Here is a 19,369-nt window from a genome sequence, read left to right as displayed (position 1 = left end):
GATCGGTGGTTTGCGCCGCGAGACTTCGAAAATCCGACGGGATGTCCCGTCGATAAGACGGGTTTGGAAGTTCGTCATCTCGTCTGCTTGAATGCCTTTCAGTTCCGGCCACGTATGTGCCGGGTATGGAGGGCGAATCATGTCGTGGAATGATGACGGAACGCTGACGATCTTACGTCGGCGGCAAGTCGAGCAGTGCACGGGTCTGTCACGCTCGACGATCTACAAGCGCATGCGGGACGGAACGTTTCCGCCTGCCATTGCGTTAGGTGGACGGATGGTCGGGTGGCGGGCAGCGGACATCGAGCGATTCCTGTCAAACCCCGCGCGATACCGTGCTCCGCAGACGTGCGACGAGCAAGCGCGCGGAGACGACAATGAAGTGCGATGAACATGGGTTGTCACTCGATGAGCGTCTTCGCAACTGGGGGCAGTCCAATCGCGGCGCGTACGACCCAGTTGACGCCGAGCGTGTGACACGGGCGTGGAGAATGCTTCGGCCACGAGATCGGGATGTCCTGCGGATGGTTTACCTCTGGCATGCAAGCCGGGAGGTCGTGTGCCGGCGGCTGAAGATTCCTCGATACCCCCGCCACCGATTCGATCTCGAACTGCACGCTGCGTGTTCCGCACTCGCCCGTATCCTGAATGAAGACGATGTTCAGCAATGACGTCTGCACGTGCAATTGGCGATGTACTCGTGTCGATGCAAGTGAACCGAAGCCGCATTGTGTCGATGTCATCGTTGGAAAACTCGCACACGCGTCGGACGAAAAAAATTTTAGGAACTGCCCGGAATACAGCAGAGCAACAGGGATCTCGATTGCCTCGATTACCGGATGCCGACGCTTGAATCGACGCGATGACTGCCCTACAGTGAAGCCAACAATCTGATCCGGTCAACGTGCGTAGCACGACCGAGTACGCGTTAGCGGCCCCGTAGTATCGATGTTGGTGTGATGACGTGGTGCGCCGTAACGCGTGTGAGAAGGCCTGCAATCGCAGGCCTTCTTGCTTTTTAGTGTGACGCCTGATTCCCCGTTGAACCCGCGGTAGGCCCCCGGCGCCGCGGGTTCTCTTTTTCCGCCAGAACGTCGATGCCCGGAGCCCCATCCGAGGAAAGACGGTCATGAAATCGCTTCTGGTGACTTCGTTTCGTGGCGGTACTGGGAGAGCGATGCTGTCGCGTCAGCTCGCCCATTATCCCCGTCTCGCCTCTGTATATCGGCTATTCGTGAGGGTTTTGGCCGAGATCAGATCCAACGCGATGTCGGCTGCATATCCTCCGTGCATCAGCACGATGACGCGTGGGCCGCTCAATGTTGCGAGTAACCGAATATTCGATATGGCGGCCGCCCACATCGATGCGCTGGCCGTCTTCATGAACTGGGCGAAGCGGTGCTGCAGTTCGGCCGCGACAAGGCGTGTCAGGCGTCATGCCGCATGGCAGCCGGGCATGCGGAAAACCATATGGCGCCGGATGGCACCGCTTGCCGCTGTTCTCGTTCTCTCATTGAACGGACCAAGTACGGCCTTGGCGGACGACTGGGGTTGCCAGGTCATGCTGTGTTTGTCGAACCCCGGTGGCCCTGAACAGTATGGTGAGTGTGTGCCGCCGATCGAGAAACTGTGGCGTGCGCTGCGGCACGGTGACCCGTTTCCGAGCTGTGATTTCGGTGAAGGCCAGGCACAGGGCACGTCTGCAACCAACACGTTCGCGAGCGCTGGCTATTGCCGTGAGGACCTACTGGTGTGGGGAGGTCCGGAGCAGAGCGAACTGCTGTGTCGGACAACTGGTGCAATCAACGTCGAGATCGACCATCGCCTGTATACGCGTGTCTGGTGGGGCATCGGAGGGCGGTGGCCAACGGTCACCGAATTCTACGGTGCCGGCAGTACACAGGTTCCCTATGATCCTGCGCAGTCGGCCACGCTCTTCCTCAAGCGTAACGAACAACAGGAGGATCGTTTCGGAGGAGGGAACTGATCATGCCGCTCGATTTTGCGTCGCTGGCGCAGCAGTGTGCGCCGCAGATCCCTTCGATCATGATGGCAGCCATCGTGCGAGTCGAATCAGGATTCAATCCCTATGCGATCGGCGTGGTGCGTGGTCGACTGCTGCGGCAGCCGTCAAATGGCGCTGAAGCAGTGGCAACGGTGCGCGCGCTGGAGGCGGGCGGATGGAACTTCAGTGTCGGACTGGCGCAGATCAATCGCGCAAACTGGTCAGCCTACGGCTTGACCACCGAGAACGCGTTCGAACCGTGCCGCAACCTGGCAGCGGGCGCCGCGATCCTGCACGACTGTCTCACTGCTGCTCGAAATAGGCCGATTTGGCGGTTCGATGCCCAGGCGGCGTTGCTTGCCAGCTTGTCTTGTTATGCGAGCGGTAACTTCTCGACCGGCCACCGAACGGGCTATGTCCAGCGCGTCATGAACGCCGTGGCGCGTCAGCCGCCATTGGCCTCGAGCGTAACTGGGACCAAACCGATCCCCGTTGTTCCGATTGATTCAGCGATTCCCACTCTGTCGCCTCGTGCTCCATCGGCCGATAAACGGCGACCACGAGAGAACAGCAACGGTGTGGCGACCGTACCCATCGCGGATCCAAAGAACGACCCGGGTGACAGCGCGGTGGTGTTCTAGTTCGGCACTTTTGACAGAGAAGGTAGGCATTCGATTCAGTTGGAGTCGATCATGAAGTTAGGAATACGACATAAATTTGAAAGCTATCCAGGACGCGTGACTCAGTTGCTGTTCGAGCGGAAAGTGGCGAGATCAGCCGCCGTTGTCGCACCGGTTCTGATGGTCACGGACTCTGCGTGGGCGCAGCTTTCTCAGGTCAATACGCTGCTGAACACAATCCAGACGACATTGCTTGGTGTCGGTGGCGTCATCTGCTCGATTTCCATCATATGGGCGGGCTTCCGGATGATGTTCCAGCACGCGCGCTTCGGTGATATCGCCAACGTGTTCATCGGCGGCCTGTTCGTCGGTTGTGCGACCGTCATCGCCGGCATGCTGATCCCGACGAGCTGATCCCGAGGCGCCTGGCCATGTACTCGCTCAAGGATCCCGTATTCAAGGGCTGCACGCGTCCCGCGATGCTTTGGGGTGTGCCGCTCGTACCGTTGCTGATGATTGGCGGTGGTACGCTGATTCCAGCCATCTGGGCACTGCTCGCAAGCCCGCCGTTGGGCGTCGCGATCCTGTTGTTGCTGCTCCCCGTGTTTGTCGCGATGCGCGTGATCACGCGCCACGACGACCAGCGCTTGGCGCAATACGCGCTTCGGGTTCGCATGGTCCTGCGCCAGGGTAATCGCCGCTTCTGGGGCGCGCACGCCTATGTGCCAGTCCGCCTGAAGAGGATGGCGTGACATGTGGGCCGAGCCGCAACTCGTGTCTGTCGCGAACCGGGAAGTGCCGCTTGCGGCCTATATCCCGTACTCGACACACGTGAGTGACCACGTCATTAAGACCCGTGAAGGCGACTACCTGCAGATCTGGAAGATTGCCGGCATCTCGTTCGAGGCAGCTGATCCGGCCGACATTCTCGCGCGGCACGATGGATTCAACCAGTTCGTGCGTGGGCTCGCGGGCGGGCATGTGGCGCTGTGGGCGCATCGCCTGCGTCGGCGCGTGTCGGATCACTTCCCGACGCAGTATCGCAACCGTTTCTGCGAGGAGTTGGCCACGCGCTACTACGCGAGCTTCGCCGGCTATCGGATGATGGCCAACGAACTGTACCTGACGGTGGTGTACCGGCCAAACCAGACCCGGCTCGGCCGCCTCTTCAGTCGGGCCGCACGCCGCACACGGGACGATATCGAGCGTGACCAGCTCGACGCGCTGAAGGTGATGGCCGAACTTGCCGCCCAAGTTGAATCAAGTCTCAAACCCTACGATCCGGTCGCGCTCGGCGTCTATACCCGGCCCAGTGCCTTTGCGTCGAGTGCACGCCGCTATTCATCGGCGCTGGAACTGCTCGGTTATCTGGTCAATGCGGTTTGGGAGCGACAGCCGGTGCCCACCGGCCGGATTTGCGAGGCGCTGCCGACCTCGCGTCTGTTCGTCGGAGCCGAGAAGGTCGAAATCCGCATGCCGGCGGAGACGCATTTCGCCGCGATGCTCGATCTCAAGGATTATCCGGAAGACACCGAGCCGGGCATGCTCAATGGCCTGTTGTATGGCGAGTTCGAGTATATCGAAACGCAGAGTTTTACGATCCTCGACAAACCCACGGCGAAGGAGGCGCTCGAGCGGCAGCGTAACCAGCTCATCGCGGGTGAAGACGTCGCCGTGTCGCAGGTCGAGTCGATAGACCTGGCACTCGATGATCTGATCAATGGTGATTTCGTCCTGGGCGAATACCACTATTCGCTGGCCGTGCTCGGCGACACGCTGGGCGAGGTGTCGCGCAGCGTTGCGAAAGCACGCACGCAACTGGCCGATGCGGGCTTTCAGACGGCACTGATCGATCTCGTCGCGGACGCGGCGTGGTTTGCGCAACTGCCGGCTAATTGGCGCTACCGGCCGCGCGCGGCGAAGCTCACGTCCCGCAACTTCTGTGGTCTCGTGGGCCTGCACAACTTCGCGACGGGCAAGCGCGAAGGCAACCCGTGGGGCGAGGCGATCACGATCGTCAAGACGCCCAGCGGCCAGCCGCTCTATCTGAACTTCCACGCGACACCGGACAAGCAGGACTCGCTCGACGAGAAGGCACTCGCCAATACCCAGATCATCGGTCGCGCTGGCGCGGGCAAGACGGTGCTCGAACTGTTCCTGCTCGCGATGGCCACCAAGTTTGGCGTCACGATCGTGCTATTCGACAAGGACCGTGGCACGGAGATCGCGATCCGCGCGATGGGCGGCACCTATACCGTGTTCCGCCGGGGTGAGCCGACCGGCCTGAACCCGTTCCAGATGGCGCCGGGCGAGCCCGTGATCGACTTCTGGGAGCGCCTCGTGCGCAAGCTCGTCGACACGGGCGCGGCAGTGACCGCGCGGGAGGAGCTGGATATCTCGCGCGCTGTGCGCGAAGTCGCGCGCATGGACAAGCCCTTGCGCCGATTGTCGATGGTGCGACAGATCCTGCCGAATGTGGGCGAGAACAGCCTGCACGCACGGCTTGCCAAATGGTGCGCGGGCGGGCGGCTCGGTTGGGTGCTCGACAATCCGACCGATCGGATCGATCTGGGGCACGCGGAGCTGTTCGGCTTTGACGACACTGAACTGCTCGACGACGCGGAGGTGTCCACGCCCGTCACGATGTACCTGCTGCATCGGACCGAAAACCTGATCGACGGGCGGCGCTTTATCTACGTGATGACTGAATTCTGGAAGCGCCTGGGCGATCCGGTTTTCACGGACTTTGCGAAGAACAAGCAGAAGACGATCCGCAAGCAGAACGGGCTCGGAATTTTCGATACCCAGTCGCCGGCTGATGTGCTGCGCAGTGAGATTGCGCGTGCGCTCATCGAACAAAGCGCGACATTCTTTTTCCTGCCGAATCCGCGCGCCGATTACGACGACTACGTGCATGGCTTCAAGCTGACCGAGGCCGAATTCAATATCGTGCGCAACCTGGGCGAGAACAGCCGATTGTTCCTCGTCAAGCAGGGGCATCACTCGGCCATTGGCCGCCTCGATCTCGCGGGTCTTGGCGACGTGCTGGACGTGCTGTCCGGCACGACCGACAACGTGGAGCTGCTCGACACGATCCGCGCCCAGGTTGGCGACACGCCGCAAGACTGGTTGCCCGTCTTCCATGAACAACTGGCGAAGCGTCGGGCCGCGCACGTCAGCACGCGCCGCGCTTCATTGCCGGGGCAGGGAGGCGCGCGATGAACGGTCTCTTTACTGCCGTGGGCGGCACCCTCGAAAACGGCATGTCAGCCTACGTCACGAACGTGTCGTCGGCGCTCTCCGCAGCCCTCGTGCCTGTCGTGACCACCGCCGTCACGATCTGGGTACTGGCCTATGGCCTCGCGGTGGTGCGCGGCGAAGCGCACGAGGCGGTGCCGGCTTTTGCCTGGCGGGGACTGAAAGTCGCGATCACGCTCGCATTCGCGCTGAGCGCCGGAATCTACCAGCAGCAGGTCGTGACCGCCGTCAACGGTGCGACGTCCGGCTTGGCCCAGACCATCCAGCACGCGGCGAACGCGTCGAGCGGTGGCAATCCAGGGTGCGGCTTGGCCGACGCAAGCAGCGTGACGGCACAGGGTGCTGCGACCAGCATCTACCAGACGCTTGATTGCTACGACCGGCAAATCGCGCTTGTGATGGACGCCTATTTCAACAAGGCGACGCACGAGGGAATCGGTCCGAGCGGTCTGGGTGCCGCGATTGGCGATTACCTGTGCGGGCTGGTTGCCGCGTTCGGGGGGGCGATCTTTCTGGTTGTCCTGGCCTTCGAGGTCGTCATGGCGCGAATGCTGCTCGATCTCGTGCTTGGGCTCGGTCCGATCTTTATCGCGTGCGCCGCATTCGCGCCAACCGCACGCTTTTTCGAGGCGTGGACCGCGAAGCTCGCCAACTACGCGTTGCTACAGGTCCTTGTTGCGGCCTTCCTTGGCATGGCGCTTACGGCGTTCTCTGCCGATCTCGCCACGCTTCATGCGACGAGCGGTTCGCCCGGCGCCGATGCATCGGCCGCGATGCAAGCCATTTCCGTGGCCCTTGACGACGCTGCGCCGGCGGCCGCCGCAATGGGCCTTTTTGCGACCGGCGTGCTTCTCGCGATGGTCGGCTGGCAGTTGCCGTCGGTCGCGGCGGGCCTGTCCGGTGGCGCGACGCTGAGCGGCTTCGGTGCGTTCGTCGCGGGTGTGGCATCGCGAAGTCTCGTGAGTGCGATGGGACGTGCGTTCATCCGCGGCAGTCGGGCACCACGCACCGGTGGCGAGATTCGCGGCCTGACGGGCTCAGATAGTCGTGCGGACGGCCGCACATCAGCGGGTAGTACGACGCCGGCTTACCAGCGCGCCGCTCACGCGCGTCTTGGGCGGCAGGGCAGTTGACGAGGAGGGCATGATCATGAACGGGCAAAGCAGATGGATGGGCGTCGGATTGCTGTGGGCGGCATGGTGCGTGGGTGTACAGGCGCAGGGCATTCCCGTCTATGACGCGCAGAACGTTGTGCAGGCCATTGCCACCGTGGGTCAGCTCAAGCAGCAAGTCCAACAGGAAATGCAGATCTACCAGTCGACGGTGGGCTCGCGCGGCTTTGGTGCGCTCTTGAGCAATCCGGTCGTCGCCAACTCGTTGCCATCGAACTGGCAGAGCGTCTATGCCGCGATCCAGAACGGCGGTTATGCAGGCCTGACCGGCAGCGCGCGGACGTTGCGCTCGGCCAGCCAGATCTACAACTGCGAGGACCAGACGGCGATCGGTCAGCAAGTGTGTCAGCGCGCGCTCAACAAGCCCTATCAGGACAAGGTGTTCGGCCTGCAGGCATATCAGACGGAGTTGCAGGAACTGAATCAGATCGAAAGCCTGGCTCAACAGATCGACGCGACGCAGGACCCGAAGGGCATCGCGGAGTTGCAGGCGCGTATCCAGGCCGAATCCGCGGCGGTTGGCAACGAGATGACGAAACTGCAGCTCTTCCGGATGCTGGCCGAAATCGAGGACAAGCTCGTGGCCGAGCAGCAAAGCGAACTGGTATTGAGTCGGGCCGGCAAGACCCGTCGGCTGCAGGACGACATGGTGCCGGCATCGTTCGGCAACTGAGGGAGATCGCCATGTCCACGCTGCTCTCATTGACGCTGACCCTCTGTCTCGCATCGAGTCTGGCCGCGTGCAGCAGCGGACGGCCGGTGCCCGTGCTGCCTGATGGTCTGCATCGTGTGCCGGTCAATCGCGTGCTTCCCGTGCCCGATTCGCCGACGACGGTGCAGACCGAACTGGATCCGCCTGTCTCCCTTGATGGAGGCCGGTGATGAGCACGTCGCACGACTACGGCCGCGTGCTGGACATTGAGGTATCGCTGACTCATCTGCAGGAGCGTTCCGAACGGCGCGCGTGGCATGTCGCCTACGCCGCCACTGGCGTTGCCGTGCTCAGCTGCGCGGCACTTGCGGTGATGGTGCCGTTCTATCGCGTGGTGCCATTGCCGATCGAGGTTGATCGTCTGACGGGGGAGTCCCAGGTGATCGACGTACTGGACGCGCGCCATGTCCATACGAAAGGCATCCAGGACAAGCACTGGGTCGAGACCTACGTGCGCGCGCGCGAGCGCTACAACTGGGGGCTGCTGCAGATGGACTATGACAGCGTGCTCGCGATGAGCAATGACGTGGTCGCACGCGATTACCGCAGCATCTACAGCGGTCCCGATGCACTGGATAGGCAGTTGGGGCCCGGTATCGAGCGACGCATCCGGATTGTTTCGATCACGCTGCCACCTGACGAACCGGGCCATGCGGTCGTGCATGTCGAGCGCACGTCGTTCAAGAACGGCGAGGCGCATGGCGAGCCCACACAGCGTTTCGTGATCACGATGGCTTATACCTATCGGCCTCCTGTGTTCACGCGCGAAAGCGTGGCGATTGCCAATCCCTTCGGCTTCAAGGTCACAGCGTATAGCCGGGATGCGGAATATACGCCACCAGCGTCCGCCGCGGCTGCGGGAGGTTCGCCATGAAGATGCTGATTTTGGATGCCGCGCTGGCGAGTCTGCTGTGCTGGGGCCGGGCTCACGCGTTCAATGTCCCCGGATGGCATGACGACCCGCGCGTTCGGGCGGTGATCTATCGCGCGGATGGGGTGGTACGCGTTCAGGCGCAGCGCGGCTTTGCCACACACATCGCGCTCGATCCGCACGAGCACATCCAGGTTGTCGCACCGGGAGACCGGGACGGGTGGCAGGTGGTCGCGAACAAGGGCGATCATGACGTCTACATGAAACCCCAGCTCGCGGCGCACAACTCGAATCTCGAAGTCCGCACTGATCGGCGCAGCTACAGCTTCGATCTCGTGGTGTTGCCGCTCAAGACGCGGTTTGGCAACGATCGCGTGATGTACCGCGTGAGCTTCGTCTATCCGGACGAACTGGCCAAACAGGCATATCAGGCTTCGGAAGCCGGGCTGATCGCGAAGCGCCTGGTGCAGCCGCCGGTGGTGCGTAACGCGCGGTACTCGATGCAGGTCATACCGCATTCCGACGACATCGCGCCGACCGCAGCGTGGGACGATGGGCGGTTTACCTATCTGCGCATCCCGAACAATCGACGCATGCCGGCAATCTTCCGCGTGGCGGATGACGGCACGGAAAGCGTGGTTGACAAACACGTCGAAGGCGACGTGATCGTCGTACACGAGATCGCGAAACGTTTCGTGCTGCGGCTCGCAGGGGAGGTCGTGGGAATCTGGAACGACGCCTACGACATGGACGGCGTGCCGCCCCATGATGGCACGACGGTCAACGGTGTGAAGCGTGTGCTGCGGAGTCACGGCGATGAATGACGATACTCCGCGCAATGTCATCGAGCCCGACGATGTCCCTGGCTCTCGGCCTGGCCGCGGCCAGAACGATGCGGTATCGGGCACTGCTGCGGACCGCGGCATGCCGGCGCTCGGGCTATACCGCGGGACTCGCCCGCGAGCCTCGTGGCTGACGCCGATCGCGGTCGTGCTGGTGATCGGCGCAGGTGCAGTCTGGACCGTGCACGGTTTTCTCGCGCGGCATGACGCCGAGGCGAAAGCGCGGCGCGATTCGGTGGCCGATACGTCTTCTCAGGGGCGTGTGTTCAAGGATCCACCTGCGTCGGCGGTCGGTCCTGCGGCCACGGCACCGCTACCCGCAAGCGTTGTCGTCCAGACGCCGGTGTCCGGTACGGCAGGGCCGGCTGCCCCCCGTCGCGCCATGCCAGCCGTAGCGCCCCGCAGCTATTACGATGCGCCGCTGCTGGTTGGCGGAAGCGGACAGGAATCCGTGGATGCGATGGCAGGCGCGGCCTCGTCGGTTACAACCGTCTCCCCCGGCGGAGCAGGAGCGTTAGGCCAAGGGGCGGGACAGGCGGGCGGTGCGCTTGCCCAGGCGCTCACGCCGACCGTCACGCCGCGCATGCAGGCCGCAACGCTGGGCAACCGGAGTCTGGTGCTCGCGCAGGGGGGCAAGATCGACTGCGTAGGTGACACGGCATTCGATTCGACCGAGGCAGGCTTTTCGACCTGCACGGTGACAAAGAACGTGTATTCGGACGATGGCCGCGTGGTGCTGATCGAGCGCGGTTCGCAAATCAACAGTCAGTATCGTTCCAACCTGTCGCCGGGTCAGAGGCGGGTGTTCGTGCTGGCCGCACGCATCAAGACGCCTAACGGTGTGACGGTCGAGATCGATTCGCCCGCAGCCGATGCGCTGGGCCGCATGGGCATTGATGGGGACGTGGACAATCATTGGCGCCAGCGTATCGGCGCGGCGATGTTGCTCGGCATCACGCAGGACGCAATCGGCTATCTGTCGACGCGCGGTGGCAATACCAACGCATCGGTGGTGTTCGAGAACACGCAGCAGCAGGGCAATGACATGGCCACGCGCGTGCTCGACAGCACGATCAACATCCCGCCGACGCTCACGCAGAACCATGGTGCGGAATTCACGATCGTCATTGCGCGCGATCTGGACTTCGGATCGGTGTATGCCCTGCAGCCGGAGGGCACGCGATGACGCCGCATGCACACCTGCCGGATGCTTCCTGCGACCCGGTACTGGCCCGACTACCCGACGACGCGTCGGTACGCGAGCTGATGCGACCGTTTGCGCCGCTGCTGGACGATCCCGATGTGACGGAACTGGTGATCAACCGACCGCAGCGTGTGTTGACCGAGGACCCGCTCGGCTGGCACAGCCACGATTGCCAGGATCTCGACTTCGACAGACTGATGTCGTTCAGCGTGGCGGTGGCCACGTTGACGAACCATGAAATATCGGCCCAGCATCCAATCTTGTCGGCGCTGCTGCCGGGCGACGCGCGCATCCAGATCGTCGTGCCGCCGGTTGTACCGCCGCGAACGGTGTCGGTGACGATTCGCCGTCCGTGCGCACGCGAGAAAACCCTCGATGCGTACCGTGACGAAGGTCTGTTCGACGACACGGTCTGGCGCCGCCCGGATGGGCTTGATGTCGCTTTGCCGGGTCTCCGGGCCGACGATCGAAGGCTCGTTCAGTGTCTGGATGCGCGGGACTGGGGCGCATTTTTTGACGGGGCGGTCACCGGGCGACTGAACATCGCAGTTGTCGGCAATACGGGCTCTGGCAAGACCAGTTTCATGAAGACACTGTGCCGCTCAATCCCGGCGACCGAGCGGATCGTGACGATCGAGGATGTCCGCGAGCTTTTCATCCGGCACATCGAGAACTGCGTGCATTTGCTGTACAGCAAGGGCGGACATGGCCAGGCGCGCGTGACGCCCGCGGACCTGATTGCGAGCACGATGCGCATGCGCCCCGATCGCGTGCTGCTGGCCGAGCTGCGCGGCGCCGAGGCCTATGACTTCCTGAAGCTCCTGACGACGGGACACGCGGGCTCGATCACAAGCTATCACGCACCGAACGCCACAGTCGCGATCGAGCGCTTCGCGCTGATGGCGAAGGAACACCCGGAAGCCGCCGCCTGGGACAATGCCGCGCTCAAACGACTGCTGTTTCTGACCATCGACGTCGTCGCGCACATGGATGCGCGCCCGGTCCTCAATGCCAAAGGCGAGCAGACCGGCAAGTGCTGGGGCATGACGGAGGTCTGGTTCGATCCGGTGCGCAAGGCGCGCACCGCGTTCGTGTAGGGAAGCGGCCATGAACCAGTCGCCTTCTCCTTTGCTTCAGCATACCCGGGCGGCCGCGATCACATTGATCGTACTGGCATGCCTGATTGGAGGACTGGCGGCGGCGCTCTGGCTCGCCTCGTTCTTCCTCTATGCAAGCCTGCGGATCAATCCGTTGCATGCGGGGCCGTGGGGCTGGGTCGACGCGGTACTTGCCTGGCGGCATGGGGGGATGCCTAACGCCGGTCGGAAACTTGCCGGTGCCGCGCTCTTTGCCGTGTTTCTGTCCTTCGGCGGCCCCGTGTTTGGCCTGCTGGCATGGCGCGATCGACTGGGACGCCGCCGCCTTTACGGCAATGCGCGTTTTGCGAGCGAGTCGGAAATCCGTCAGGCGGGGCTGCTATGACGGTGCGCGCGCACTTCGATTCCACGCCGGCGATTGTCGTCGGGGTGTGGCGCGGACGTTACCTGCGCTTCACCGGTCAGCAGTTCGTGCTGCTGGCAGCGCCCGCCCGCTCCGGCAAGGGTGTCGGCATCGTGATCCCGAATCTTCTCACCTTTCCTGATTCGGTGGTGGTACTCGACATCAAGCAGGAAAACTATGCGGCCACGGCCGGCTTTCGGCGCGCGCACGGGCAGGATGTGTACCTGTTCAATCCGTTCGCCGAAGATGGCCGAACGCATCGCTACAACCCGTTGTCGGCGATCTCGGATGGCGTGTTTCGGGTGGGCGACATCGTCGCGATCGGCTACGCGCTCTATCCGCCAGGCGGTCACGACGATTTCTGGAAGGATCAGGCGAGAAACCTGTTCCTCGGCATCGTGCTGCTGCTGTGCGAATGGCGTGACGCCCACCGCGCCGGCAAGGGGACATCGATTCCCGACTTCCCCGTCACGATGGGCGAAGTACTGCGGCAATCGTCGGGTAACGGCATGCCGCTCAAAACCTACCTGCAGCGCGCGTTGGTCCAGCACCGTGACGTGCTGACGGGGCCGTGCGTCGATGCGCTCAATCGCTTTCTGTCGAACGACGACAAGGTGTTGGCGAGCGTGCTGGCGACCTTCAACGCGCCGCTCACGATCTGGGCCAATCCGATTGTCGATGCGGCCACCAGCGCCAATGATTTCGACCTGCGCGATGTGCGCCGCCGTCGCATGTCGATCTATATCGGCATCACGCCCGATCATCTGTCGGAGGCCGCGCTGCTCGTCAATCTCGTGTTCTCGCAGCTCGTGAATCTGAACACGAAGCAGCTGCCCGAAGCCGATCCGACACTGAAATTCCAGTGCCTCATCCTGCTCGACGAGATGACTTCGATCGGGAAGATCCACATCATTGCGCGCGCGGTCGCCTACATGGCGGGCTACAACCTGCGTCTGCTGTCGATTGTCCAGTCGATCGCGCAGCTCGAGTCGGTTTATGGGCGAGCCGATGCGCGCACTTTCATCACGAACCACGCGATGCAGATTCTCTATGCGCCGCGCGAGCAGAAGGATGCGAACGACTACTCCGAAATGCTCGGGACATTCACCGACCAGTCGCGCAGCGTGAGCCGCTCGAATGCGATTTTTGGCGGTCGGAGCGGATCGAGCGAAAGCGTCTCGGAACAGCGTCGGCCGTTGTTGCTGCCACAGGAGCTGAAGGAGCTCGGCCGCAATAAGGAAATTATCGTGCTGGAGAACACCAAGCCGATTCTGGCCGACAAGATCTGCTACTGGCGAGATCCCGAATTTGCGTCGCGCGTCGTGGCGGCGCCATCCGTGCCGGCGATGAACCTGGCCCATTTCAGTGCGGTGGTCGAGCGGCGGTTGCGCGATCTGCATCCCGATGAGATCGACCCGGATGGCGCCGGTTTGACGCATCTGCCGACCGAGTATCTGGAAGTCCTGCAGGCATGGGATCCACGCGAGTTGCCGCCGAACCTTGCCGACATTAGCGAGGAGGAAGCCGCGGCCTACGTGGAGCGTCACTTCATGCTGCTGGGGTTGTCCGCCGGGCAGGTCGGGCAGGCGAGACGCCGCCTGAGCGTGGACGATCTGGACGTGGCGGACCTCGATTTCGTTGAGCCGGCGCGGCGTGCCGTCGCGAGCGGCCCTGAAGCTACGGGACCCTTGCAATGACGAGCTCGAACCTGGACGAAGCGGATCGTGTGCGTGCTGCGCTTGCCGTGATTCCGGCTGACGACTACGAGACCTGGGTCGATATGGCGTTTGCGCTCAAGCAGGGATTCGGCGACGAGGGCTTCGAGATCTGGGATGCATGGAGTCGCACGGCCGCGAACTATAACGAGCGCGCTGCCCGGACCACGTGGCGCTCGGTCAGCGCGTCGGGCGGCAAGACGCTCGCGACGCTGTTCTGGCAGGCGCGCCAGCATGGTTTCGACCTGAAGCGAACGAATTACCCGGACCGTATGAGCGCCGCACTCGCACCGTCTGCCGAAGTGCTGGCACAGCGCGCGCACGAGGAAGCGCAACGGCGGGCGCGCAACGCGGCGGTGGCGCGTGAGGCCACGTCGATCTGGCAGTGGGCAAGACCGGTGGGACCTGAACACCCATATCTCGTGCGCAAGCACCTGGAGCCGACGGATACGCTGCGCGAGCTGGATGCACTGGAGCTGCGCGCACTGCTGGGCTATATGCCGACCAGCGAGGAAGCGCCGCTCACGGGACGCCTGCTGATCGTGCCTGTCTGGAATGGACCGATCTCGACTCTGGAGCTGATCGACGAACACGGCAGGAAGTCGTCGCTGGCCGGCGGCGTGAAGAAGGGCGGTTACTGGATGACGGGATCGGTACCGGTTCGAGCCAACGATGCATCGCCAATTCTGATTGCTGAAGGCATGGCGACGGCTTTGTCCGCATCACGCGCGACGGGCTGGTTTGCGGTGGCGGCGCTGTCGAGCGGAAATCTGGCGTTGGTGGCGCAGAGATGGCGAGAACGGTATGCCGATGCGGAGTTGATCGTCCTGGGCGAACTGGGCCGCGGTGAGGTGCAGGCCCGGCGCGCGGCGCAAGACGCGAAGGCGCATCTGGCCTGGCCACGGTTTGCCGCCGATGCGCGCATCGACGACCACGTGCCGAACGACTTCAGCGACATGGCGGTGTTGTCGGGCTTCGGTGCCGTGGGCGAACACCTGCGCGCCGTGGACCGTTTTGTCGCAAAGGTGAATGGTCAGCCGGATGTCTCCACCGCATTCGACGTGACCGTAGTTGAGGTGGATCAGTGTGAGGAGGGTGGAGCAATGGGCAATGTCAAGGAAAAGCTGCTGGCCGACGACGAAGGCACGCCGCGTCGTCGGGCTTCGAAGCGCGGTGTATCGAAACAGGCCGAGCTGGATGCGCCTGATGCGCTGGCGAAGGACTCGGGATCTGCCCAGGCGTCACCCTCGGTGGATCGGCCTTCCACTATGTCTACGGCCGAAGTTACGGCCGAAGTCGCGCCGGTTACCGAACCCCCGCGGTTTGCGTCGACGCGCCCACCCGTTGGCGATCCGCTCTTTGGCGTGAGTGATGTTCCCAATGAGGTCAGAGCGGTTGCGGAACATCGGTTCGGTTCGCCGCTCAGGATGGGCACGCCGCGTGAGAACGGTGGGCCGTATCGTGGTGAGGTCTTCAATACGGAACACTATTTGATCCAGGAAGTCGCGACGCGCAGCGTCGTGTTTCACCGCAAGGATCGGATGATGTTCGTGTCCGAGCGTCTGAAATGGATGGACGAAAACGCACGGCTGAACGGCTCCGAGCTGCAGGTGGGGTACGACGGTGTCCAGGCGAAGGTTTATCCGTGGGACCGTGCGCGCGATCTGCTGGAGCGCACGGTGGGCTCGCTGAAGAAGTCCGCCCGCGAGCTGAATTACAGCCCCAATCTGGAGGGGATGCTCGATCAGTTACAGGCGAGATCGTGGGCGCGCATCCGGGAGGCACGAGCGGCCGCGCTGGAGAAATCCAGGGAGCAGGATGCTCCCCGCGAGGTAGGTTCGAAGCCTGATCGATAAAGCACGGCGGCGTAGCGCCCACGTGCGAAGCCGAACTCGAGGATGCGAGGTAGCGACATGGCTCAGACAACGCCCACTCACGAGGCCGATCCGGTCATCAACGTGATCGAACAGGATGTGCCCGGCAGCAGTAGCGGCCCGGCACCGTCGGATGATCACCGGGACAGGCTGGAATCGGCTGCAATGGATGCCGTATCCGCTCGGCGCCGGCGCGAATTCGATGCGGCTCGCGCCAGACTGCGCGAACAGGCGATGCGTGACGACGCAGTTAAATCACGACAGGCCGACACCCCGTCCCTGGCCGAAGTGACAGCCGATGCTGATCCGGGGCGTGCGCCGCTCGACCAGCCGCCCGAACGTGTGCGCAAGCGCTATCTGCGCGCAGGCAATCAGTATTTCATGAAGGACGCCCCGTATCAGCTGGCATTCGAGGATCTGGGACCATACCTCGTTACCGAGCACAACCGGCCGGATGTCGTCGAGTCGATGATCGACATGGTGCGAGCGAAGTCGTGGCCGCGCATTCGCGTGTCGGGCCACACGGCATTTCGCAGTGAGGTTTGGCTGCAGGGTACGCTGCTCGGTATCGAGGTGAGCGGCTACGAGCCGAAAGCGGTGGACCTGGCACGTCTGGCGAGTGCTCGGCAGGCACGGCTGGACAATCGTATCGAGGTTGCGGCGCAAGGCGTGGCAACGGTTGCCGCAGGCACGCAGGGTCGTGTAGATGATCGGGCCGCGGCTTCGTTTGTGCCTCGGGCCGAAGCGGGCGCGGCCGTCAGCGGCAGTTCTCCATCCGCGTCGGTGCATGTGCCCGCACCGCAAGCGCCTGTTCCCGACGCAAACCGGAACATCGGCAACGACGAGGCAGACGTCCCTCGGAGGTACGTTGGCAAACTGCGTGACCATGGTGACGCTCCTTACCAGCACAACCCGGCGCGCAGCGAGTCGTACTACGTTGTGTTTCGCGATGAGGCAGGAGTCGATCAGGTGGTGTGGGGTGTGGATCTGGAGCGCGCGCTGCGCGAAGCGAATGCTCAGATCGGTCAGCAGGTGACGCTTGAAAATCTCGGCAAGCGTTTCGTGACCGTACGGACGCCGATTCTAGATGACGACGGCAAGGTGATCGGCGAAGAGGAGAAAGACGTTTATCGCAATACCTGGCAGGTGGAGGTTATGCAGCGGGACCGTGGCGCTCCAGTTTTGCCGAAATCGGACGGGCCGCCGGATGGTGAAGCTCGTTCTGCTGATTCACATGGCCTGCCGGGCGTCGGGAGCGAATCGAATCATCCTCGTGATGAGCAATATCCGGAGAGCGAACGCGCGTTGCATCTGGCCGTGCTGACGGCGGCGATGCGTGCGCAGGGCTTCAGCGAACGTTCCGTTGCCCGCGTGCACCAGCGTGCCGAACGCATGTTGGTGGCGTTCGCGCGTGCAGGCATTCCGGTTCCGGTACCGAAGGTCTTCGATCCGAGCGCGCCATCGGGTCGGGATCGTCGCAAGCGTTCAGTTCCGGACCGAATACCCTCGCGCGAGATCGACCGTACGCGAGCCGAACCCTCTCCCTCGTCACCGTCCCGTTGAGGTGAATCGTGGTCGTGCGCGAGCGCTTGTGCGTCGAACTCGGGGCGGTCAAATTTGGCTGGGACGACTGGTGTGCGCGCCGTGGTTTGACGGCAGGCGAAGGTGTACGTCAGTTGATCGCGGTTGCGATGCGAGACGACGGAAATGGGGAATCCGGCGCGTTCTCGTCGGGGCTGCCTCGGCCGTTCATCGGGGAAGCGCGCCGTCGCGTAGAGATTCGGTTAACCATTGAGGAACTGAGCGCGGTCGAACAGCGTGCGGCTGCTTTGGGCCTGAGTGGTAATCGCTGGATCGTGTCGCTGATCCGTGCGCAATTGACGCGCGAGCCTCAACTGGGTGTGCACGAGATGCGCGTGCTGGCTGAATCCAGCCAGCGGCTCGCCGAGGTCGGCCGCGGGCTGAGCCAGCTCGCGCGTGCCGGCGGGATCGGGCCGGCGCATCGGGATCTGATGAGCGATTGGTTGGATACGCGAAAACACATTGACGACCACCTGCGTGCGACGGCGGACGTCATGCGCGCGAACCTCGATCGGTGGAGCCGCTGACATGCCGTATCCGAAAATCTACATCGACGCGATGCTCCTGAATTGGGGCGATCGATTGTTTCACGAGCCGTTGCGGCATGCGCGCGCATCGCGGCTTTCCCATGCGGGTATTCGGGACGAGGCTGTCTGCATGCGTGTGCAAGTCGACCGCACGCTCAGGCGCGTGCCGGAAGTCATGGTCAAGATCACGAACAAGGCAGCCAGCGCGCAGGGCATGGGTGCAGTACGTCGGCACCTGCGCTATATCTCCCGCAATGGCAGGATCGAACTGGAAGACCAGAGCGGCGACAGTATTGTCGGAAAGGACGCACTGCACGATCTTACGAAGACCTGGCAGCTCGGCGGGTGGGGCATCCCGGAGACCAGTACGCGTCGCGAGGTATTCAACATCTTGTTGTCGATGCCGCCAGGAACGGACCGGCAAGCGGTGCGTGATGCGGCGCGGGACTTCGCAGCGCTCGCGTTCGGCGATGGTCGCGCGTATGTCTTCGCGGCGCACGACGACGAAGCGCATCCACATGTACATCTGAGCGTGCAGGTTCGGGGTCCGGACGGTCGTCGTCTGAATCCGCGCCACAAGGATCTCCAGCGCTGGCGGGAGCAATTTGCGGAGAGGCTGCGCGAGCACGGTGTCGAGGCGAATGCGACGTCCCGGCGTGTGCGAGGCGTAACGCAACGCTATCCGAAGCCTGCGGTCGTCCATATGATCGCGCGAGGCGTAACGCCGATGCATTGGAAGCTGCTGGCTACCGATGCACAACGCGATGCAGGGTGGGTCGCACACGGCGGCGTATTTGCCGCTTGGCGAGAGATGGCCTACGCACTGGCGAGGTCGCGAGTGCGTGAGGATCGCGCGATGGCTGTAGAAATCGCGTACTTCGTTGGGGCCATGCCGGTGCAACGAGACCGACCGATGGTGGCGCGTGAACACGGTGTCCGGCGCGAGCAGTCGGATCGTCCGGTGGTGGATACCGTAGATCACTCAGAGGGTGCCCGACCGGATGTGGATCGTTGAGCGCGATGGCCGTACTTATGTACCTATCTCGTACCGTGGATAGGAGGTCATGCTGAGCAACGTGGAATGGCGAAAAGCATATTTACGTAAAACGTAAAGATTCGGAAATAAATATGCTCATAGTTGTACTAACCTAGGGAAACGCTGATTAATCAGGTTCGGCGGTCATCGCTGACGTCGCCGAGGACGTTGTAGAAGGAAGCTCACGGAACGGACTCATAGTGATGAAGCGGCAGATCAGCTTTGCAGAAGCGGAAAGTGCAGGCAAGAAGCGAGTGACCAAACGTCAGCGCTTCCTGGCGGAGATGGAGAAGGTCGTACCGTGGCCGCGCTTGCTGTCGGCGATCGAGCCGTACTACCCGAAGGGCAAGCGGGGCCGTCCGCCGATTGGCCTGGAGCGGATGCTCCGAATCTACTTTCTGCAGCAGTGGTACGGCCTGTCGGACGAAGGTCTGGAAGACGCGCTGTACGAC

The 19,369-nt window shown here is 62.9% G+C and carries 20 protein-coding genes; all 20 read left to right on the top strand.

The annotated features are described in order from the left end of the window. Positions 1-139: 139 nt before the first annotated feature. A complete protein-coding gene (locus BT264_RS34415) occupies positions 140-391 on the top strand; it encodes a helix-turn-helix transcriptional regulator (RefSeq protein ID WP_072445032.1) in 252 nt (83 codons plus the stop codon). A gap of 738 nt (positions 392-1,129) precedes the next feature. Next, positions 1,130-1,987 carry a hypothetical protein gene (locus BT264_RS40620; protein ID WP_371287140.1) on the top strand — a complete coding sequence of 286 codons (858 nt, stop codon included), beginning with the start codon at positions 1,130-1,132 and terminating at the stop codon, positions 1,985-1,987. Positions 1,988-1,989: 2 nt separating this feature from the next. Beyond that, positions 1,990-2,646 (top strand): lytic transglycosylase domain-containing protein, encoded by a 657-nt coding sequence (locus BT264_RS34400; RefSeq protein WP_072445028.1) that lies wholly within the window; start codon positions 1,990-1,992, stop codon positions 2,644-2,646. Between the two features lie 51 nt (positions 2,647-2,697). Further along, positions 2,698-3,039, top strand: a complete 342-nt coding sequence (locus BT264_RS34395; protein WP_072445026.1) for a TrbC/VirB2 family protein — start codon at positions 2,698-2,700, stop codon at positions 3,037-3,039. A gap of 17 nt (positions 3,040-3,056) precedes the next feature. Continuing rightward, on the top strand, positions 3,057-3,377 hold the full coding sequence (locus tag BT264_RS34390; protein ID WP_072445024.1) for a VirB3 family type IV secretion system protein: 321 nt from the start codon (positions 3,057-3,059) through the stop codon (positions 3,375-3,377). A gap of 1 nt (position 3,378) precedes the next feature. Next, positions 3,379-5,847, top strand: a complete 2,469-nt coding sequence (locus BT264_RS34385) for a VirB4 family type IV secretion/conjugal transfer ATPase (RefSeq protein WP_072445022.1) — start codon at positions 3,379-3,381, stop codon at positions 5,845-5,847. Then, on the top strand, positions 5,844-7,016 hold the full coding sequence (locus tag BT264_RS34380; protein WP_072445020.1) for a TrbL/VirB6 family protein: 1,173 nt from the start codon (positions 5,844-5,846) through the stop codon (positions 7,014-7,016). Before BT264_RS34385 ends, BT264_RS34380 begins: the two co-directional genes overlap by 4 nt. A 16-nt stretch (positions 7,017-7,032) precedes the next feature. Continuing rightward, on the top strand, positions 7,033-7,728 hold the full coding sequence (gene virB5, locus BT264_RS34375; protein ID WP_072445087.1) for a P-type DNA transfer protein VirB5: 696 nt from the start codon (positions 7,033-7,035) through the stop codon (positions 7,726-7,728). 11 nt (positions 7,729-7,739) lie between these two features. Further along, on the top strand, positions 7,740-7,937 hold the full coding sequence (locus BT264_RS34370) for a hypothetical protein (RefSeq protein ID WP_072445018.1): 198 nt from the start codon (positions 7,740-7,742) through the stop codon (positions 7,935-7,937). Then, entirely contained in the window at positions 7,937-8,641 is a 705-nt protein-coding gene (locus BT264_RS34365; RefSeq protein WP_072445017.1) for a VirB8 family type IV secretion system protein, read from the top strand. Before BT264_RS34370 ends, BT264_RS34365 begins: the two co-directional genes overlap by 1 nt. Next, complete coding sequence (locus BT264_RS34360; RefSeq protein ID WP_072445015.1) at positions 8,638-9,462, top strand: TrbG/VirB9 family P-type conjugative transfer protein; 825 nt, start codon at positions 8,638-8,640, stop codon at positions 9,460-9,462. The genes BT264_RS34365 and BT264_RS34360 overlap by 4 nt, the downstream gene beginning before the upstream one ends. Beyond that, positions 9,455-10,666: a type IV secretion system protein VirB10 gene (gene virB10, locus BT264_RS34355; protein ID WP_072445013.1), complete on the top strand. Its 1,212-nt coding sequence runs from the start codon at positions 9,455-9,457 to the stop codon at positions 10,664-10,666. Before BT264_RS34360 ends, virB10 begins: the two co-directional genes overlap by 8 nt. Then, complete coding sequence (gene virB11, locus BT264_RS34350) at positions 10,663-11,781, top strand: P-type DNA transfer ATPase VirB11 (protein ID WP_072445011.1); 1,119 nt, start codon at positions 10,663-10,665, stop codon at positions 11,779-11,781. Before virB10 ends, virB11 begins: the two co-directional genes overlap by 4 nt. A 10-nt stretch (positions 11,782-11,791) precedes the next feature. Next, entirely contained in the window at positions 11,792-12,166 is a 375-nt protein-coding gene (locus BT264_RS34345; protein ID WP_072445009.1) for a hypothetical protein, read from the top strand. Beyond that, entirely contained in the window at positions 12,163-13,881 is a 1,719-nt protein-coding gene (locus BT264_RS34340; protein ID WP_072445007.1) for a type IV secretory system conjugative DNA transfer family protein, read from the top strand. The genes BT264_RS34345 and BT264_RS34340 overlap by 4 nt, the downstream gene beginning before the upstream one ends. Further along, positions 13,878-15,755 carry a PriCT-2 domain-containing protein gene (locus BT264_RS34335; protein WP_072445004.1) on the top strand — a complete coding sequence of 626 codons (1,878 nt, stop codon included), beginning with the start codon at positions 13,878-13,880 and terminating at the stop codon, positions 15,753-15,755. The genes BT264_RS34340 and BT264_RS34335 overlap by 4 nt, the downstream gene beginning before the upstream one ends. A 57-nt stretch (positions 15,756-15,812) precedes the next feature. Further along, the gene (locus tag BT264_RS34330; protein ID WP_072445002.1) at positions 15,813-17,336 is read left to right on the top strand and encodes an LPD7 domain-containing protein; all 1,524 of its coding nucleotides are present in this window, start codon (positions 15,813-15,815) and stop codon (positions 17,334-17,336) included. Between the two features lie 8 nt (positions 17,337-17,344). Further along, positions 17,345-17,881 carry a plasmid stabilization protein gene (locus BT264_RS34325; RefSeq protein ID WP_072445000.1) on the top strand — a complete coding sequence of 179 codons (537 nt, stop codon included), beginning with the start codon at positions 17,345-17,347 and terminating at the stop codon, positions 17,879-17,881. A 1-nt stretch (position 17,882) separates the two neighbouring features. Next, positions 17,883-18,896 carry a relaxase/mobilization nuclease domain-containing protein gene (locus BT264_RS34320; RefSeq protein ID WP_072444998.1) on the top strand — a complete coding sequence of 338 codons (1,014 nt, stop codon included), beginning with the start codon at positions 17,883-17,885 and terminating at the stop codon, positions 18,894-18,896. 224 nt (positions 18,897-19,120) lie between these two features. Continuing rightward, positions 19,121-19,369 (top strand): transposase (locus BT264_RS34315; RefSeq protein WP_143156756.1); only part of this gene is annotated, 249 nt, incomplete at its 3' end.

This window comes from Burkholderia sp. NFPP32 (assembly GCF_900119325.1).
GTDB classification, from domain to species: domain Bacteria; phylum Pseudomonadota; class Gammaproteobacteria; order Burkholderiales; family Burkholderiaceae; genus Burkholderia; species Burkholderia pyrrocinia_C.
The sequence above is the reverse complement of the archived record's forward strand: the minus strand, read 5'-3'. Positions and strand labels throughout refer to the sequence as shown.

Excerpts from the sequence above, each read along its gene's own strand:
- BT264_RS34335 (WP_072445004.1), top strand. The coding sequence starts at position 13,878 with ATGACGAGCTCGAACCTGGACGAAGCGGATCGTGTGCGTGCTGCGCTT.
- virB11 (WP_072445011.1), top strand. The coding sequence starts at position 10,663 with ATGACGCCGCATGCACACCTGCCGGATGCTTCCTGCGACCCGGTACTG.
- virB5 (WP_072445087.1), top strand. The coding sequence starts at position 7,033 with ATGAACGGGCAAAGCAGATGGATGGGCGTCGGATTGCTGTGGGCGGCA.
- BT264_RS34380 (WP_072445020.1), top strand. The coding sequence starts at position 5,844 with ATGAACGGTCTCTTTACTGCCGTGGGCGGCACCCTCGAAAACGGCATG.
- BT264_RS34400 (WP_072445028.1), top strand. The coding sequence starts at position 1,990 with ATGCCGCTCGATTTTGCGTCGCTGGCGCAGCAGTGTGCGCCGCAGATC.
- BT264_RS34385 (WP_072445022.1), top strand. The coding sequence starts at position 3,379 with ATGTGGGCCGAGCCGCAACTCGTGTCTGTCGCGAACCGGGAAGTGCCG.
- BT264_RS34360 (WP_072445015.1), top strand. The coding sequence starts at position 8,638 with ATGAAGATGCTGATTTTGGATGCCGCGCTGGCGAGTCTGCTGTGCTGG.
- BT264_RS34415 (WP_072445032.1), top strand. The coding sequence starts at position 140 with ATGTCGTGGAATGATGACGGAACGCTGACGATCTTACGTCGGCGGCAA.
- BT264_RS34390 (WP_072445024.1), top strand. The coding sequence starts at position 3,057 with ATGTACTCGCTCAAGGATCCCGTATTCAAGGGCTGCACGCGTCCCGCG.
- virB10 (WP_072445013.1), top strand. The coding sequence starts at position 9,455 with ATGAATGACGATACTCCGCGCAATGTCATCGAGCCCGACGATGTCCCT.
- BT264_RS34370 (WP_072445018.1), top strand. The coding sequence starts at position 7,740 with ATGTCCACGCTGCTCTCATTGACGCTGACCCTCTGTCTCGCATCGAGT.
- BT264_RS34365 (WP_072445017.1), top strand. The coding sequence starts at position 7,937 with ATGAGCACGTCGCACGACTACGGCCGCGTGCTGGACATTGAGGTATCG.
- BT264_RS40620 (WP_371287140.1), top strand. The coding sequence starts at position 1,130 with ATGAAATCGCTTCTGGTGACTTCGTTTCGTGGCGGTACTGGGAGAGCG.
- BT264_RS34345 (WP_072445009.1), top strand. The coding sequence starts at position 11,792 with ATGAACCAGTCGCCTTCTCCTTTGCTTCAGCATACCCGGGCGGCCGCG.
- BT264_RS34330 (WP_072445002.1), top strand. The coding sequence starts at position 15,813 with ATGGCTCAGACAACGCCCACTCACGAGGCCGATCCGGTCATCAACGTG.
- BT264_RS34320 (WP_072444998.1), top strand. The coding sequence starts at position 17,883 with ATGCCGTATCCGAAAATCTACATCGACGCGATGCTCCTGAATTGGGGC.
- BT264_RS34340 (WP_072445007.1), top strand. The coding sequence starts at position 12,163 with ATGACGGTGCGCGCGCACTTCGATTCCACGCCGGCGATTGTCGTCGGG.
- BT264_RS34395 (WP_072445026.1), top strand. The coding sequence starts at position 2,698 with ATGAAGTTAGGAATACGACATAAATTTGAAAGCTATCCAGGACGCGTG.